We start from the raw sequence: 17,236 nt of genomic DNA, 5'->3' as shown, positions 1-17,236 counted from the left end.
TTTATGATTTTTAAGCGTTCTTAACCAATATCGATTCCAACACATTCGCGGCATCTTCACATTTATCTGTTGCCATTTCAAGTGTTTGCAGAACTTCTTTTTGTTTAATCAGTTCAATTGCATTGGTTTCAAATTCAAATAATCTTGCTATAGCCAGATTACAAACATAATCAGCCTGGTTTTCACCACTGTTGATCCGTACGCAGGCATCAGCAATTACGCGTATATTCTTAAAGCTTCTCAGTTCCCTGATGGCCTTGTCTAAATCCGTACACATTTCTACCAGCAGTTCGGCCAGTTTAATCATTGCATCACCAATATTTTTGATGTTATACAACTCTATGTTAGTGGCAGAGGCATGGATATAATCAGCAATATCATCAACAGCACTTGCAAGGGCATGGATATCTTCCCTGTCAAAAGGTGTGATGAAATTTTTGCTCAGCTCCAAAAAGATAGAGTGGGTAATATCATCTCCAACGTGTTCTAAACGCTCAATCTCCTTTATATATTCCTTTCTTTTCTCCCAGTCTTTTGTACTCAGCGCAAGGAAAAGCGCTTCAGATATTTTTAAAACGTTATTTCCTGCCTGTTCGAAAAGTGGTTGGAACTTTTTGTCTTTGGGTGTAAAGAACTTAAAGATGTTATTCATGTTAACTATAAAATATGGTTACAAAAGTAGCAAGACAATGTTAAGTTAGTGTTAAGTGTTAACGTAAATTGAATAATTCTCAGAAATTTAACCTGTCTTCTGTAGTGTAAAAGCAAAAGTTGTCCCGATCTGCAGGGTACTTCTCACCGAAATGATCTGTTCGTGGGCTTCCAGGATATGTTTTACAATGGCCAGGCCAAGGCCGGTTCCGCCAACTTCTCTTGAACGGTGGGAGTCTATTCTGTAAAAACGTTCGAATAATCTGGACAGGTGTTTTTCGTCGATTCCAATCCCGTCATCAGTCACTTCTATCAGGTACTGGTCATGCAGTTCAAAGATCTTAATTGCTGTTGATCCGTATTGCTTGCCATATTTTATGGAGTTGGAGATCAGGTTGATCATCACCTGCCTGATTTTTTCCCGGTCTGCCCTTACAAACGCAGGGTGTGTATATTTCTCTTTAAAGGAGAGTGAGATCTCTCTTTGTTTAGCTTTGTCTTCCAGACCTTCCATGACTTCTTTTGCCAGCACTACGAAATCGAACTTCTGGTAGTCGATCGGGATCTCGCCCGATTCCAGTTTGGAAATGGAATCAAGGTCATTGATGAGGTAACTGAGGCGTTCAACATTCTTTTCAGCCTTCTGCAGAAACTTAACGGCCATTTCTGGGTCGTCCACAAGGCAATCCTGTAAGGTTTCTATATATCCTTGTATAGCGAATAAGGGCGTTTTAAATTCATGTGAAACGTTAGACAGAAATTCTCTTCTGAACTGTTCCTGTTTTTTAAGGACATCGATCTCCTGTTTTTTGGCACCCGCCCATTCTTTCACTTCATGTTCCACGTCATTGATCGGGTCTGAACTCACATATTCGCCAAGGGCATCCTTCAGGTCCTTTCCCAGCTTCAGGTTATGGATAAGCTTATAGATCAGCTTAATTTTAGAATAGATATATTTTTCCAGCAGGTAATAAAACAGGATAAAACTGGTAGCAAAAGAAATCCCGAAAGATACCAGCAGGTAATACCAGCTTTGCTGAAAATGGAAATTTACCAATGCAATAGAGAGCGCAACTCCCATTGCTGTAATGAGAACCAGAACACTTAACTTCATGAAGGCAATTTACGAGTTAATTTTACAATTCAATGTTAATTCTATCCCAATATTTTCGCCATTTCTTACAGCTTTTTAGCGGTTGAAATCTAATACAGGTCTTTACTGTTGTTTTTCCGTCAGGTATTTCCAGTACCTTTTTGGAACATGCTGCACATGGAGTTTTGTGTTTTTTCTCGCAATGATGTTGGCGCTTTTGAAATAATCTTTCCAGAGAGCCGCATAAAGGCCTTCCTGATCTGACACTGATGGAGCTGAAAGCTTCAGCATATTTTGCTGTGCATTAAAGTCCATTTTGATCTCCTCCACCTTTTCCAGGTCGTAAAACAGTCCGTATTGTCTTTTGATATCATAGATGATCCACCGCTGATCAGCATACCGGTTTTTAAAATGCGTGAGTATCAGGGGCAGGACATTGAAATCGGGATCTATTCCGCAATAAAAAATACCGTCGGCCATATGCTGAAAGCGGATGAAGGCCTCCATTCTATGTTTTTCCCTTTCCACCTTAATGGCAGTCTGGCTAAGCTGAAGTACAAAAGTATTCCCATAGTTTTTTTCCGATCCGGGGTCGCCGCAGAAGATATAACAGGTAAATTCAAAAAGTGCGGTATAAGCGGTGTCCAGCTCCGACAAATAGGTACAGTAAAATCTCCGGATCCAGGCTTTCGGCAACCTGGTCTGCAATCCTTTCCAAACCCTGTCAGCTTTTTTTTCCTCATTGTATATGTGCAGACAGGAAGAAAAGGCATCCGGCTGAAACGCAGCTTCGGTAACTAATCTTACTTGTCCTGGTTTGCGCTCAAACCATTCAAATACCGCGCAAAGTAATCCTTCCAGACTTCCGTCGAACACATAGGTCTGCATATTAAAAAAGGATCAGCTGACTGGTATCATGCTTCAGGTATTTGCTCTGGCTTTCCGCAAGGATGAACGATTTGATCTGGGTTCCCTGATAATCCTTCAGCTGGTAAGGGCTGTCTGCACATTTAATAAAATGTTTTGCCCGGTTATAGGCTACCCCTATCTTTTGCAGCTGGTCAATGCGCAATTTTCCAAATTTTCTTGCCTGAACTATTTTTTTTGCCGATCCCATACCTATGCCCGGCACCCGTAAGATCACTTTATAAGCAGCCACATTGATATCCACAGGGAAGTGCTGCAGGTTGCGCAGGGCCCAGCTTAACTTTGGATCGATATCAATATCAAGGTGGGGGTTGGCATCGTTCAGCAGTTCATTGACATGAAAACCGTAAAAGCGCATGAGCCAGTCCGTCTGGTACAACCTGTTTTCGCGGATGAGCGGAGGCTGCGAGCCCAGCAGCGGGAGCCGGTTGTCATTGCTGATCGGGATATAACCTGAGTAATAGACCCTTTTCAGTGAGAAATTTCTGTAGAAGGCATCCGCTGTATGCATGATCTCTTTATCCGTCTCCGGAGTTGCACCGATCACCATCTGTGTGCTTTGCCCTGCAGGCACAAATTTGGGCACACTTCTGATCAGTTTTCGCTCCTCTTTGAACTGCACGATCTGCCGTTGAACATCCCCAAGAGGTTTGATCACATCCTGGTGACTTTTATCCGGTGCCAGTAGCTTTAAGCCGCTTTCAGTAGGCATCTCCAGGTTGATGCTCATCCTGTCGGCATACATCCCGGCTTCCCGGATCAGCTCTTCACTTGCACCCGGGATAGTTTTGAGGTGGATATATCCATTGAACCGTTCTTCAAGCCTTAATTTTTTGACCACCCGGAGCAGGCGTTCCATTGTGAAATCTGCGTTTTTAAAGATCCCTGAACTCAGGAACAAACCCTCAATGAAATTCCTCCGGTAGAAATTCATGGTCAGCTCCACTACCTCTTCAACGGTGAAGGCGGCGCGTGTGATGTCATTGCTTTTACGCGAAACACAATAGGCACAGTCGAAAATACAGTGGTTTGTGAGCAGGATCTTTAAAAGCGAAACACACCTTCCGTCTTCGGTATAGGTGTGGCAAATGCCCGAGGCATGACTGTTGCCAAGGCCTTTGTTATCGTTCTTTCTGTTCCCGCCACTGGAAGAACAGGAAACATCATATTTGGCTGCGTCAGCCAGGATGTTAAGTTTTTCTCTAATGCGTTCAGACATAATACTCGATTTGCTAACAAATATAGCATTAAAATACTAATGATATTAGCGTTTAGTATTCCTGAAAGGAATAAAGGAGAATTATGCCTGTTAGCGCCCTTCCCATTCAGCATAAAACTGATCGAGATAGCGCAGCATAAAATCATGTCTCTGTTTTGCCAGTTCTTTCCCGGCACTGGTTTTCATCAGGTCTTTCAGCAGTAGCAATTTCTCATAAAAATGATTGATTGTTGGAGCGGTAGAATTTTTGTAGGCTTCCTTACTTTGTCCGGCCATGCCTGGGATATCCGGATCGTACATCGTCCGGTTCTTGTATCCCCCATAGGTGAATGCCCTGGCAATTCCAATTGCACCAATGGCATCCAGCCGGTCGGCATCCTGTACAATGTCCAGCTCTGCCGACTGAAAGTTCAGGTCACCTAAACTGGCTTTGTAGCTCAGGTTTCTGATGATCTCCTGTACGTGTAAGATCAGCTCCGCCGGAATATTCAGGCTGCTGAGGAAATCGCCTGCCAGGCGCGGGCCGATCTCCTCATCCCCGTTATTAAATTTGCTGTCAGCAATATCGTGCAGTAATGCAGCAAGCGTTACAGTCAGTAAATCCCCCTTCTCCCTGGCATTGATATTTAACGCAGTCTTGTAGACCCGTTCAATATGAAACCAGTCGTGACCAGCTTCCGCGCCGGCCAGCGTTTCCTTTACAAATCGTATCGTTTGTGCCGTAATTTGATCATTGTCCATTTGCATGGAACAAAGATATCCTAATTAGACTTGTATTTCAGCGAATCGCCTGAAGGCGGGTCTAATTTAACCGTCACTCTGTGGTCTACGCAGATCAGCTGCATCACTTCGATATCAAGAATAATAGCAATCTGAAATAACCTGTCTAAGGTAATCTTGCTATATCCAAGCTCAATCTTGCTATATGCATTCTGAGAAATTGACAGTTTTGCCGCCAGGTAGTCCTGCGTATAATTTCTGTATTCTCTAATCTTTCTGATGTTGCCTGCTACAATTTTTGGTTTTAATTCAAGGGGGTCTTTCATAAATCTAATTTTTTAAAATTGGATTTTGTAATTAACGAAATAAATAAGTTCGTGGATTTATGATAAGGAATATATCAGAAAATAACCGCGTTCAGCTGTATGCCAGCGGCATATTTGCTACGTATTTTAGGTGCTTAAAGTTGACGTAAACAACACAACCACAGGGCGTAATGTATTCTTTCAGGTTGTGTGGTATAAAATAAAAAAAAATCCCTGTTCAGCTTCTTCTCGTTCTATTATTTGATAAGCTACCAATATTTTAGACTGTCCGGGAGAAGCTGAAAACCTGAAAAAGAGTAAGCAAAAACCAAATTTTAATGAATACGTATGAAACTTCAAGAATTGAACCTAAATGAAATGACAGAAATTAACGGTGGTGGATTATTAGATGGTACCAATCTGATCCAGGGAAACCTTATTGGTCCTGTAACTATTGGTAATGTATTGTCACTAAGTGTGAATTCACAAACTGGTGTGACGGCTGTACTGGCTACTGGTAGCCTGAGTGGCCTTTTAAGCGGCCTGAATTTAACCGGGCTTTTACGGGGGCTGAATCTTAGTCTCTAAGAAACAATTGTTTAAACCAAACATCCGGTACACAAAAGGGAGAAAATTTAATTTCTCCCTTTTGCTTTTTATTCCCGCCGGCGTCAGGACGGGATACACTATACATCGCAATTATTCTTATGATGCATGATAAATACATCTTTCCGCAGGAAATCATCGAAAATACTGCTGAATTTCATTTTCATTCCCACCACTCCAGGACTACTGTTATTTATCAGGCCGTACTACTGGTTTTAATTGCGTGCACCCTCGGGTTATTCTTTATTAAAGTAGATGTCAATGTGAGAAGTACCGGTTTGTTTCGTCCTCTTTCAGAGCGAAACGAGATCAAATCCCTCGTGTCAGGAAGAATCGATTCCGTGTTTGTAACCGAGAATAACCATGTGAAGGCCGGGCAGGTGCTCTTTACCATTAAACGGGAGTCACTGGAGGGAAAAAATGACATGGCCTCACTGCAACAAGGCGATATACAGGCGCAGCTAAACGACCTGACGGAGCTGATTACTGCGTATAAAAGAAATAACTGGTCCCGGCGGCTTCAGCTTAAATCCGGGATTTATGGCCAGCAGTATAGTTTTTTTCTACAGCGTATGGCAGAGGCACAGTCGAGATACCGCGTTGCCAAAAGAAATTACGACCGCTACCTGTACCTGTATGGGCGCAAAGCGGTCTCCGCTATTGAATATGAAGAAGTAAAGCTAAAGCTTGACAACATCAGGAATGAACTCTCCCTGATTGGCGAAGACCAGGGAAGCAAATGGCAGACGGAATTAAACGGCATCAAGATCCAGAACCGTCAGCTCCATTCACAGCATCAGGAATATTCGGAAGAAAAAGAATTTTATACCCTGAGGGCTGCGGTTACAGGATCAGTTCAGCAACTGAAAGGTATCCAGCCGGGCAGCCTGGTGGTAGCAAATGAACTGATGGGTGAAATTTCGCCCGATTCAGGGATCATCGCTGAAACGTATGTCATGCCAAGGGATATCGGGCTGCTACGCATCGGCACAAAAGCAAAATTCCAGGTGGATGCCTATAATTATAACCAGTGGGGTATGGCTGCCGGAAAAGTGAGCTCCATCTCCAATGATATCTTTATGGATAACGGAAAGCAGCCGTATTTTAAGGTACGCTGTTCTCTGGATCAGCACCAGCTTACACTAAAAAACGGGTATATAGGAAAGATCAGAAAAGGAATGACCCTGCAGGCAAGGTTCTTTGTGACCCGCAGAACACTTTTCCAGCTGCTGTACGACAAGGCTGACGACTGGCTGAACCCGAACGTTACCGCAAACCAAATGAACAATTAAAGGTATGAACGCTAAAAAAGGAGCTCACCTCGGAAGGTATTTCCCGCTGAAAAAGAAGCACAAAAGAACCGCTGTCAGACAACATGATGTGACCGATTGCGGGGCGGCCTGCATTGCCTCTATTGCTGCACATTACGACCTGGACCTGCCGATAGCGCGCATCAGGCAGATGGCTTCTACAGATACCAAAGGCACCAACATTCTGGGTTTAATCGAAGCGTCCACCAGGATCGGCTTTACCGCAAAAGGTCTGAGGGGAGATTTTGAAAACCTGCCAAATATCCCGCTGCCTGTCATTGCGCATGTGAACCAGAACAATATGGCACATTACGTGGTGATCTATAAAATAACTAAAGCGTATGTGGAGGTGATGGACCCCGCCTATGGGGAAAGGCAAAAGCTAGACCACGACGAATTCAAAAAAAAGTGGACAGGCGTGCTGGTGCTGTTATTACCCGGGGATGATTTCTCTGCAGGAACAGAGCGGATCAGCATAGAACAACGGTTTTTTTATCTGCTAAAGCCACACCGTTCTGTGTTGCTGCAGGTGCTGGTGGGATCTGTATTTTATACCATCCTTGGTTTGTCTACCTCCATTTTCCTGCAGAAGATCGTAGACAATGTATTGCCTGATGGAAATATGAACCTCCTCAACCTGATGGGGACGGTAATGATCGGCATTATCTTCCTGCAGATATTTGTGAACCATGCAAAGACGCTGCTGACGATCAAAACAGGGCAGCAGATAGACGCAAGGCTGATCCTGGGTTATTATAAACACCTGCTCAGGCTGCCTCAGCAGTTCTTTGATACCATGCGGGTGGGCGAGATCATTTCAAGGATGAACGATGCGGTAAAGATCAGGACATTCATCAATGATGTGCTGGTCGGGTTCCTGGTGAACCTGTTTATTCTGTTCTTTTCTTTCGCCCTGATGTTTACCTATTACTGGAAACTGGCACTGATCATGTTTACCGTGGTACCGCTCTACGCAGTGGTCTATTATTTTTCCAACAGGCTGAACAAGAATACCCAGCGAAAGCTGATGGAGAAAACTGCGGAACTGGAGAATCAGCTGGTAGAGTCTGTCACTGCTGTAAGTACGATCAAAAGGTTCGGGCTCGAAGAGTATACCAACCTCAAAACGGAAATCAGGTTTATCAACTTACTGCGTACGATATATACATCGGGCACCAACGCCCTGTGGATCGGCAATGCCGGTGGCTTTATTTCCAGTGTATTTGCGGTGATCCTGCTGTGGACGGGGGCAACTTTTGTGGTTGCCAATATGATCACTGCGGGAGAGTTGCTATCGTTCTACGCGATTATCGGTTACTTTACAGGGCCTGTCGTTAGTCTCATAGGCATGAACAGGGTGTTGCAGGATGCAAGGATTGCGGCAGACCGGCTTTTTGAGATTATGGACCTGGAGAGGGAAACCACGGAGAACAGAGCCGATCTTACGGTTGACATGCTGGGGGATATACTTTTTAAAAATGTAGGTTTCCGCTACGGCACCAGGGTTACGGTCTTTGAGGATTTCAGCCTGCGCGTCCCCCGGGGCAGGATTACCGCTATTGTGGGCGAGAGCGGATCAGGAAAGACCACGCTGTTATCACTGCTGCAGAATATATATTCCCTGCAGTCGGGCAGCATCCAGATCGGCGATTACGACATCAAATATATTACGAACGACAGCCTGCGCAAGATCGTGGGGGTGGTACCGCAGGACGTACACCTGTTTGCCGGCAATGTGATCGACAATATTGCCATTGGCGATATGGAACCCGATATGAAGAAGATCATCCGCATTTGCGGGGAGATCAATATCCTGGAATTTATTGAAAAGTTGCCCAATGGGTTTGAGACCTATCTGGGTGAAAATGCAGGGAACCTGTCGGGCGGACAGCGGCAGCGTCTGGCCATAGCCAGGGCATTATACCGGGAGCCCGAAATCCTGATCCTGGATGAAGCGACCTCCTCACTTGACTCTACAGCAGAGGAGTATATCTTCAAAACGATTGCCTGTCTCCGTGCACAGGGCAAGACCATCATTTTGATTGCACACCGCCTAAGCACCGTGGTCAACGCTGATCAGATCTCGGTACTGAGTAACGGGAAATTGATTGAAGAAGGAACACATAAAGAACTGCTCCAGCGTAAAGCCGCCTATGCGGGCATGTGGCAAAAACAATTCCCGCTGATGGTTGATATTTGACAGTCCATCTATTCCTGGCGAAAGCGCGCATAAGTAATTTAACAGATAAGTCAAATTGCTCTGCACTTAGTTAATATTGAGGAATATTATTGCGTTTAAATCTCTTATAAAAAGAATGGGTCACTTGCGTGACCCATTGAAATCTTAAACTTAGTTACGTTGCCTTTCAGCAAGAGGCTTGACTAAGCGTCATGATACAAATATAGAAAATATTAATAATATTTGCAACGCAGAAAAAAATTAATAAATGAGATACCATAAGGTACAAACTATTTTATCTATACCTCGAATTGACAGATATTTTGTCGCAACAGGGAGTAAGACGAATGCAGTAAGACTATATAAGGCGAATTTAAAAATCGCACAGGCTTTTCATCCGATTCTTGGCATTTTGGAAGTGATCCTGAGAAATCGGATCAATGACATTTTAGCAGTATTTTTTGGTGATATGGATTGGCTTATTAGTCAAAAAAGAGGTTTTATGAGTGACCCATCCCTTACTTATTTTGATAAAAGAACCAATCAGAGGAAAACCAATGATTTTTTAAAAAAGTCAGTATTAAAAAGTGAGAACAGACTACGGAGATTTGGGACTGTCATCACCTCAGGGAAAATTATAGCCGATCAAACACTGGGATTTTGGACTGAACTGTTTGAAACACTTCATTATAGGCTTCTGCAGGGTCGACCAATACAAATATTTACCCATTTACCACCATCAATTGGTAGAAGAGAGGTTCGTGATAGGCTAAACGATATTAGGCAGTTTAGAAATCGGATAAACCATAACGAACCAATTTGTTTTAATGGTAACAATATAGACTTTACGTATGCTGAATCTATTTACAGATCAGTGCATGAGATATTAAGCTGGATCGATCCGGATATAAATGCATTTACATCAGATCTTGACAAAGTACTGCGGGAAATCGCATTTGCTAAACGAATCTAAATAAAAAAGTCCATCGTTTGATGAACTTTAATCCTTAGCAAGCCGGGGTTTAATTTTCCGGCTTGTATTCTTTAGGCTGCGGTCTTTCATCGTCCGATCGTTTTGATCCGTCGTACAATTCATATTCCAGCATGCGGCAATCCAGCTTGCCATTATAGAATTCAATTTTTCTGGAAGCCTTCAGGCCAATCTTTTTTGCCAGGTCCGGGTTGCCGGTGAAAATATAACCGTTATATCCCTTGCAATCCTTTTTCATGAAATCGCCGATGCGTTTATAGGTAAGCTCCAGTTGGGAATGTACGCCCAGACGCTCTCCATATTCCGGATTAAATACCACTACTCCTTTTCCGCCCTCAGGTACAATGGTATCTGCAAAGTCGCACACTTCAAAGGTGATCAGTGTGTCCACTCCGGCAGTTTTGGCATTTTTACGGCTGATGTCTACCGCATCTTCAGATAAATCTGTAGCTACGATCTGTAAATCAACATTTTTAATGACCTGATCTTTGAGGATACGGCGTTCTGCAAAGAACACCTCTTCTTCATAACCTATAATATGCATAAAGCCATAGTTCATCCTGAACAATCCGGGCCTGCGGTTCGTTGCCAGCAGTGCAGCTTCGATAGCCAGCGTTCCTGAACCGCACATCGGGTTGATGAAAGGTGATTTCTGATCCCATTTGGTGCTCATGACCACACTTGCGGCAAGGGCTTCCAGCATTGGTGCCTTGCCTGGTATTTTACGGTAACCGTGTTTGGCCAGTGTTTCTCCGGAAGTATCCAGAAAAATATCTGCTTCATCATCTTTCCAGTAAAGATGTACAACAGTTTTATTCGCATCTGATCCGGAATTCGGACGGATGCCCTTTTTATCTTTAATCCGGTCAACAATCGCATCCTTTACTTTTAGGTTTGTAAAAAGCGGAGTGGTGATCGTTGGGTTGTCAACATTGGAGGTAACAGAGAAATAACCTGCAAAATCGATCAGGTCTTCCCAGGCAATGTCCAGCACTTCGCGGTATAGCTCTTCAGGATTGTTTACCTTGAAACTGCTGATACAATACAGGATCTGGCTGGCACATCTGAGGTTGAGGTTCAGTTTAATACACTCTGTCAGCGTGATATGGAGTTCAACACCTGTCTGGAAATCTCTTACAATTTCATAGCCAAGCGCCTGGACCTCTTCAACCAGGTATGGTGAAAGCCTTTTATTACAGGTGATGATCACCTTACTTTTGTTGTGGAAAACTTGCATAATTTATTGTGCGAAGTTATCAATAAAAATATAGAGATTTGAACTAGTAAGTAGAATAAAAGAGTATTGTTATGGAATTGAAAGGAAAAGTGCACGAAATCGGCGCATTACAACAGGTAAGTGAGACTTTTAAAAAACGTGATCTCATCATTGAGTACGCGGAAAACCCAACTTATCCTGAATATATAAGGTTTGAAGCTTTGCAAGATAAAACTGCTTTATTCGACAGCTTAAAAACAGGAGATGATGTAGAAGTTTCCTTTAATCTGCGTGGCCGTCCATGGACGGATAAAACAGGAAAAGTTTCTTATTTCAACAGTTTAGTAGTTTGGCGTATCAACGCACTGACAAACAGTGCAGCAGCTGGTGCGCCTTCAACACCGCAATATGCTCCTCCCGCAGACTTGAACAGTGCGCCGGGCGAGGAAGATGATTTGCCATTTTAAGAGCTTTTTTAGGAAACAAATTGTACTGGGAATGCCGGAAATTAATTTCCGGCATTTTTTTTTGATTTTAAATTTACCTCTTTACCTTTTTTTCTCAAGGTCTGTCTTCCGGCATTTTTGCCTGTGTTGTTTCTCTATTTTCTGTTGTCCCGGGATCAGCTAGCAGTAGAATATAGGTAACCCGTAATGTACTTACAGTAAACTGGAAAGAACGTCAAACTAATAGTTTCATTTCGATTATTTTGTTTTCTTTTGTATTAAATATTTCTTGTTTTATTTAGTATCTGTGCTTATATTTGTAATGTGGTAGTTGAGTCATAGTATTAACTGTCACATTAACCTGATAGGTATTGAATCAAAGAAACTTTGCAACAATAGACCTGAGAATCTTAAAGTAAACAAAGTTACGGATGATTTACACCCCCCGTTTCTGTACCTTGATACAGAGAATTATGGGCGTTCTCCGTATTGTTTGCTTAGAGGATTTATTCTCTTCCCTTCTCAGGGGGTATTGTTGCGTACGGGGAGCGGCCATATTCCTCCCCTTCCGTTTCCATTGCTAAATGCCTTAAAACTTAAAGCAATGAAGAGCATCATTCAATCTTTCTTCTTTAAAACTTCCACAAGTACAATGCGGTGCCTGTGGTTTAAACATTGGGAAAAGCCACCAGGCTGATTTTCTTCAAATTTTTATCGGTCTATTTTAAACGGGGATTTAATCCCATGGGCATCGCTATGCCTGAATTTTCAAATGATTAACTTAATCTCAAACACATGAACAATTTTATTAAAGTTGAAAAAACCGCAGTGGACGTAGTTTACAGAATTCTAACCAAAAGGCTCGCTAAAGGGTATACCGCAGAACAGGTGTCCGGCATCATTTGCAGGGAGCCGGGTTATATTACTGCAGTAGAGCTGCTGCAGATTCCTTTATATTCAGATTACGAGTTACAGGAGATCGCCTGGGCACTGGGGGAGCAAGAGATCGATGGCTTCTTCCCGAAGCTGAAACAATCCGGTTTGCTGAATGTGCATATGGAAAAAGAAATCTACGGGAATACCTGTATCCACAGCTGTGATATCATTACTGAGGATGGGAAGGAAGTGCCTTTTTTCTTTTTGCAGGAAGAACTCAGCGGGAGCGGTGTTAACCTGCCGAATTAATCTTATTTTTTATTTAAAATCATTCATTTATGCAGTTGAAGAAGACCAAAAACGTCAAATTAGGTGAGCTCATTAGGTGCTATCATAACAGGAATAATGAAAGTTCACCGGTGTTAAGAATAGAAGGGCACTGGCTGGAAGACTTAGGCTTTCATCCCGGGGAAACGGTTGTGATTACTTATAGTAAAGATAAGCTGGTCATCAGGCCTAAGCTTTCCAGAACTGAATACAACAAGTTACTCAAAGCAGGGCAGAAATAGAATCTTTAGTCAATTGGAGATAATAGGGATTTCCATGACTTAATACGGTGCTATTGTGTTTGGGTTGTGGTTTAAATTGCTACCCTTTTCTCAGGGTGCTGGGGAGGGATCGATGGGGTGCTGATTCGGTATTTACCCGAACCAACCCCCCATCAATTCCCCATCAAAAGCGAACCAGAACCGGCCCAACCTAAAGCACAATATACGGTCAGTATAACCCAAATATTTTGCAATATTCGTACTCTCTTTTGCTTGTTGTTTACCTATGAACGGACGAATAATCAACATTACTTAAGCGAATATTTAGTTACCTTCCCTTTGCCAATTTTATTTATAATACCCCTGTCAAGTAACTCCTGTAATTCAACAGCAGAGATTGATTTTCCAATATCATTTATTTCCTGATATTTAGTATTGGTTAATTCTCCGGCACCTTTTAAATATGTAAGCTGTCAGCTGATCCATCCTTTCTCAGCATGCGCTGAAGATCTTAGAACATGGGCTGTATCTTGATAGTTTCAGAATCTAAGCGGTTAAAGTTTAGTTCGGATTATCCCTGGTGCACATCTACCATAATCCTACCCCAAACCTATCCCTGACCTACCCAATCGGTAGATTAGCAATAGAGGAGGGATAGGTTTATTTAGGGCATATGGTATGTCAATATAAAGCACAATACGGTCAGTATAACCCGGTCCGCATAATAAGTAGTAAAACATTCAAAAAGCCTTTAATCACGATTAGAGGCTTTTTTGATTTATGGACTTTCCGAAATATTCAATGGAAGCAGGAATCTCTTATTAAGGGTTTTCCTAAAGAATTAAGAGTAGAACTACAACATCGCTTTGAGGATAAAACTAAGGGGTTTATTATTGGCGGGATAATCCTTTTGATTCTATCAGCGGTAATGACAGGGATTTGCTTACATCTATGGAGTGCCAACAGCAAGATGAAGGATAATGACGTTTAGAATGGTACGACAAATGGTACCTAGCGCAGCTTATAGAGCCGATTCTCTATACTATCCTGACCCCGAAGGAATGGAAAAGAAAACGAAGCAATTGGAATCCCAGCAACTTGCCCTAGCAAAAGCCGAGGCAGCAGCTAAAGAGGTGGCACAGGAAGCTGTAAAGGCAAGAAAAGAAGCCAGAAGATTAAAGAAGAGCAAAAGTAATTTATAAGTTAAGGCTTTGCAATTTAAATGAGAAAAGAGGATATAAAGGGATTTATAAGGCTCTTTCCAACTTAAAATAATGAGATTTGAGTTGGAGAAAAAGCTTGACTTGTTAATTTATTCTCAAATAAAATCTGCTGTCCAATTATCTTTTTTAAAGAAAACATAAATTGTTGATGCGAATTTTCAAATACCAACGTATCACCAATAAGCCCAATACCTTTGCCGGAAATAGATTCGGGCATTTCATTTGATATGTCTAGTATATTAGCTTGTATAACATTATTTTGTAAATAATATTCATCAAGTTTGGTAAAAGATTGATGAATAATTTGCTGTTCAAAAAGAGCATTTATTTTGGTAATCAATCCCTCCAATATCGTTGATGCTTTATTAAAATCGGATTTGTTTTTTAAACATTGTCTTTTCTGATCATTTCTTAAGGCTTCAGAAAGCTTGAGTTCTTTTGATATTTTTTCTTCAATTTCTCTTGCGAGATAGGCATTGTTACATTCAAAAATTACAGTCGCTACTCTCGCTCCCTGTTCTAACCAACGTGTTAGATTTCGTTTCTTCTGGGATATTCCAACCTTTATATGATGTTCATCAAATAATGCTAAATATACATTATGTGGCAACATGTTATATTCACGTTGTTTTATACTCAACTCGGAAACAGAGACATTATAAAATGAAGGATTAAAACTGTTGAATGTAAAACAGTCGTAACAGATACTTTCCTTTTTATTAGTCATGGGATTAACATGTGGGCAAGGAAATGAATCAGAAGTTCGCAAATCGTAACGCCCGATACAAAATTTTAATGACGAAGGCTTGATAGTGAAAGTGTGACCAATAATATTTACATGATTACGCTTCACAAGCTTTCCATTTATTTCATCAATAATGAAATGTGGCCCAGCGGAATTAAAGCCGTAACCTGAAAGTATTTTTATGATATTTTCCATAGTTATATTACTAAATCCTGTAATGTCCTGATCATCATTGCGATCACATGAATTCCTTCTGTTTTTAGTTTAAAAAAATCCCTATCCTTTTCTTTTTTTTTAATTTCGTCCCAAAATTCATCAAATTCTTCGGAAATTATAGCATAACCTTCGTGTAAGGAATTGAGTTTTTCCGGGAATCTTTCTTTTGCCCTTTGCAGCTCGCTTTCAACTTCTAATATTAATTGTATATCAAGTTCCTTTAGCTGTTCTTTATTAATCATCATATTGTTACATATCAAATTTTAGAATACGATAATACTCATATCTATTTGTTTTCCGGGCTATAACATAGTCAGTGTAGGTAAAGAAAGCATCGTTTATAAGACCAAACACTATATCAAATCTCTCTACCATCACTTTTTGATTATCCTTCAATACATTGTTAATTTCATCTAGTAATTTTATTACGCGCTGATCTACAAAATACTTATTAAAATTTAAAAGCCGCGTGCCATCGGCATTTCTGAAAATAGTCATGTTTTTCACTGCTACATGTATATTTTCAGAATTAATATTTTTCTGGAGATCACTAGCAAACAAAACGTATTGGAATTGGACAAGAAGCTCTTTAACATATTCAGAAAACTGCAAATAAATCAATAAGCTATTTTGTTGAATTTTTTCTTCAAGTATGATAGAATGCGCATAGTTAAAATAAGCTTCAGTATTCTTCATTACCTGAGGTATATCCATTCTTGCGATATCATTGATCACAAATTGTATTATTTAACCTTTGATCAGCATCTGCAATTATTTGTTTTGCACAATCATCTTCAGCATAAATAATTTGGAAAGCATTTAGAACAGCAAATACCCTAGTTAAAGAACCATAATACATTTCTTTTCTAAAACTAGATATAGTATAGATCTGGATGTCCATTGGAAAATTGATCTCCTCACCATTGTATTCTACGTGGCTGATCATAAAATGGGCAAGAAAGTCTTGGGGATTATTAAGTAACAGATCTTCTACAAGCACTACAAGATCCAAATCAGAACTCTTCCTCATTGTTGATGGATTAATGGACGAGCCAATCAGTATAATCGTGTGGAATGATCGCAACGAGATATTTAATTCATTAGCAAATTTCTTGCAAATGAATTGTTGAGCAATCGTGGTCAGGTCGTTATCAGTGAACATACTATTAATTTGTTTATTGCATTAAATAATATCTGTTAATTGGTTAGCTAGAAAAGACTTTTAAAAGCTTCTGAATCAATTGAGTTTCGTCCACAGTCTTCATAAAAAGGTAAAAACCCATATTCGGTGTATATAGCTTGTAATTCTTTCCCCATTGACAGTATTTGTTCTACGGTAGGTTTTGGGAAATTTTCTAAAGGAGTTCCGGGATCTGTATGTAAAACGTTAATTACTGGTGACACCCCCATGTTTGCCAAATAAGCAAGTCCAGATTTTAGACTTTCCAATGGTTCAAGCCCCCCAACTAAAATTGAGTACACTTTATTTTTCCCTAACACACTTACAGCCTTCTCTAAAGCATCAAAAATATGCTGTCTGCCACCAGTTTCAACTTTACCAGGGCAGTATTGTTCAAATAACTGTATGTCAAAGACCTCAGTATTCATGGCAAGTCCTATATCAAGACCTTTTAACTCTTCAAGTAATTCTAAATTTTCCGGTGGATATACAATCAGGTGAACATCTATCTCTTTACCAGAATCTTGCACGGCTCTTAAGATGGACTTTAAAAGTGAAGTATACTGTAGAAAACTCCTGTCTCTATCTTTAAAATTCCCTCCGTTCAACATAACTTGTTTGTAAATGATGGTGTAAATGATGGTGTAATTAATGCTGTAACTGATGGCTTTAGAATAGAGGTGTTAAGAATAATAAAGCTGATATTAACACATGAAGGAGTAAATACTTTAGACTTAACTACCAAAAGAGGTATTCTAAACCTATGGTTGAAAGATACCTCAGAA

Annotated in this window: 20 protein-coding genes; 8 read left to right on the top strand and 12 right to left on the bottom strand. The window is 40.9% G+C overall.

Annotated elements, in window-relative coordinates; all coding sequences use genetic code 11:
• Window positions 1-10 precede the first annotated feature (10 nt).
• The 6 genes from BLW16_RS05350 to BLW16_RS05325 all read right to left on the bottom strand — a co-directional run bounded on the left by BLW16_RS05350 (window position 11) and on the right by BLW16_RS05325 (window position 4,936).
• The gene (locus BLW16_RS05350) at window positions 11-652 is read right to left on the bottom strand and encodes a DUF47 domain-containing protein (protein ID WP_090555533.1); all 642 of its coding nucleotides are present in this window, start codon (window positions 650-652) and stop codon (window positions 11-13) included.
• An 87-nt stretch (window positions 653-739) separates the two neighbouring features.
• Window positions 740-1,765 (bottom strand): sensor histidine kinase, encoded by a 1,026-nt coding sequence (locus BLW16_RS05345; RefSeq protein WP_090555532.1) that lies wholly within the window; start codon window positions 1,763-1,765, stop codon window positions 740-742.
• A gap of 102 nt (window positions 1,766-1,867) precedes the next feature.
• Complete coding sequence (locus BLW16_RS05340; RefSeq protein WP_090555531.1) at window positions 1,868-2,632, bottom strand: TIGR03915 family putative DNA repair protein; 765 nt, start codon at window positions 2,630-2,632, stop codon at window positions 1,868-1,870.
• 1 nt (window position 2,633) lies between these two features.
• Window positions 2,634-3,890, bottom strand: coding sequence for a putative DNA modification/repair radical SAM protein (locus BLW16_RS05335; RefSeq protein ID WP_090555530.1), 1,257 nt, complete (start codon window positions 3,888-3,890; stop codon window positions 2,634-2,636).
• 90 nt (window positions 3,891-3,980) lie between these two features.
• Entirely contained in the window at window positions 3,981-4,637 is a 657-nt protein-coding gene (locus BLW16_RS05330; protein ID WP_394332004.1) for an HD domain-containing protein, read from the bottom strand.
• Window positions 4,638-4,651: 14 nt separating this feature from the next.
• Window positions 4,652-4,936 (bottom strand): helix-turn-helix domain-containing protein, encoded by a 285-nt coding sequence (locus BLW16_RS05325; protein ID WP_090555529.1) that lies wholly within the window; start codon window positions 4,934-4,936, stop codon window positions 4,652-4,654.
• A 327-nt stretch (window positions 4,937-5,263) separates the two neighbouring features.
• On the opposite strand from BLW16_RS05325, the gene BLW16_RS05320 reads away from it, so the two are divergent.
• The 4 genes from BLW16_RS05320 to BLW16_RS05305 all read left to right on the top strand — a co-directional run bounded on the left by BLW16_RS05320 (window position 5,264) and on the right by BLW16_RS05305 (window position 9,983).
• A complete protein-coding gene (locus BLW16_RS05320; protein WP_090555528.1) occupies window positions 5,264-5,503 on the top strand; it encodes a hypothetical protein in 240 nt (79 codons plus the stop codon).
• Between the two features lie 119 nt (window positions 5,504-5,622).
• A complete protein-coding gene (locus tag BLW16_RS05315) occupies window positions 5,623-6,813 on the top strand; it encodes an HlyD family secretion protein (protein WP_090555527.1) in 1,191 nt (396 codons plus the stop codon).
• 4 nt (window positions 6,814-6,817) lie between these two features.
• Window positions 6,818-9,031 carry a peptidase domain-containing ABC transporter gene (locus BLW16_RS05310; protein WP_090555526.1) on the top strand — a complete coding sequence of 738 codons (2,214 nt, stop codon included), beginning with the start codon at window positions 6,818-6,820 and terminating at the stop codon, window positions 9,029-9,031.
• A 247-nt stretch (window positions 9,032-9,278) separates the two neighbouring features.
• Window positions 9,279-9,983, top strand: coding sequence for an Abi family protein (locus tag BLW16_RS05305; protein WP_090555525.1), 705 nt, complete (start codon window positions 9,279-9,281; stop codon window positions 9,981-9,983).
• Between the two features lie 49 nt (window positions 9,984-10,032).
• Here BLW16_RS05305 and BLW16_RS05300 read toward each other — a convergent pair whose 3' ends face one another.
• Window positions 10,033-11,238: a THUMP domain-containing class I SAM-dependent RNA methyltransferase gene (locus tag BLW16_RS05300; RefSeq protein ID WP_090555524.1), complete on the bottom strand. Its 1,206-nt coding sequence runs from the start codon at window positions 11,236-11,238 to the stop codon at window positions 10,033-10,035.
• A 71-nt stretch (window positions 11,239-11,309) separates the two neighbouring features.
• On the opposite strand from BLW16_RS05300, the gene BLW16_RS05295 reads away from it, so the two are divergent.
• The 4 genes from BLW16_RS05295 to BLW16_RS23160 all read left to right on the top strand — a co-directional run bounded on the left by BLW16_RS05295 (window position 11,310) and on the right by BLW16_RS23160 (window position 14,289).
• Window positions 11,310-11,684: a DUF3127 domain-containing protein gene (locus BLW16_RS05295; RefSeq protein WP_090555523.1), complete on the top strand. Its 375-nt coding sequence runs from the start codon at window positions 11,310-11,312 to the stop codon at window positions 11,682-11,684.
• A 774-nt stretch (window positions 11,685-12,458) separates the two neighbouring features.
• Window positions 12,459-12,848, top strand: coding sequence for a hypothetical protein (locus BLW16_RS05290; protein ID WP_090555522.1), 390 nt, complete (start codon window positions 12,459-12,461; stop codon window positions 12,846-12,848).
• 29 nt (window positions 12,849-12,877) lie between these two features.
• Window positions 12,878-13,108 carry a SymE family type I addiction module toxin gene (locus BLW16_RS05285; protein WP_090555521.1) on the top strand — a complete coding sequence of 77 codons (231 nt, stop codon included), beginning with the start codon at window positions 12,878-12,880 and terminating at the stop codon, window positions 13,106-13,108.
• 1,040 nt (window positions 13,109-14,148) lie between these two features.
• Entirely contained in the window at window positions 14,149-14,289 is a 141-nt protein-coding gene (locus BLW16_RS23160) for a hypothetical protein (RefSeq protein ID WP_175470481.1), read from the top strand.
• Window positions 14,290-14,353: 64 nt separating this feature from the next.
• Here BLW16_RS23160 and BLW16_RS05270 read toward each other — a convergent pair whose 3' ends face one another.
• The 5 genes from BLW16_RS05270 to BLW16_RS05250 form a co-directional block, all read right to left on the bottom strand.
• Entirely contained in the window at window positions 14,354-15,250 is an 897-nt protein-coding gene (locus BLW16_RS05270; RefSeq protein ID WP_090555518.1) for a DUF2797 domain-containing protein, read from the bottom strand.
• A gap of 2 nt (window positions 15,251-15,252) precedes the next feature.
• Entirely contained in the window at window positions 15,253-15,516 is a 264-nt protein-coding gene (locus tag BLW16_RS05265; protein ID WP_090555517.1) for a hypothetical protein, read from the bottom strand.
• Between the two features lie 4 nt (window positions 15,517-15,520).
• Window positions 15,521-15,967, bottom strand: coding sequence for a hypothetical protein (locus BLW16_RS05260; protein ID WP_139298259.1), 447 nt, complete (start codon window positions 15,965-15,967; stop codon window positions 15,521-15,523).
• A gap of 28 nt (window positions 15,968-15,995) precedes the next feature.
• Entirely contained in the window at window positions 15,996-16,301 is a 306-nt protein-coding gene (locus tag BLW16_RS05255; RefSeq protein ID WP_139298258.1) for a hypothetical protein, read from the bottom strand.
• Between the two features lie 179 nt (window positions 16,302-16,480).
• Window positions 16,481-17,077 carry a radical SAM protein gene (locus BLW16_RS05250; RefSeq protein WP_394332008.1) on the bottom strand — a complete coding sequence of 199 codons (597 nt, stop codon included), beginning with the start codon at window positions 17,075-17,077 and terminating at the stop codon, window positions 16,481-16,483.
• Window positions 17,078-17,236 lie beyond the last annotated feature (159 nt).

Source organism: Pedobacter hartonius (assembly GCF_900107535.1).
GTDB classification, from domain to species: Bacteria; Bacteroidota; Bacteroidia; order Sphingobacteriales; family Sphingobacteriaceae; genus Pedobacter; species Pedobacter hartonius.
The sequence above is the reverse complement of the archived record's forward strand: the minus strand, read 5'-3'. Positions and strand labels throughout refer to the sequence as shown.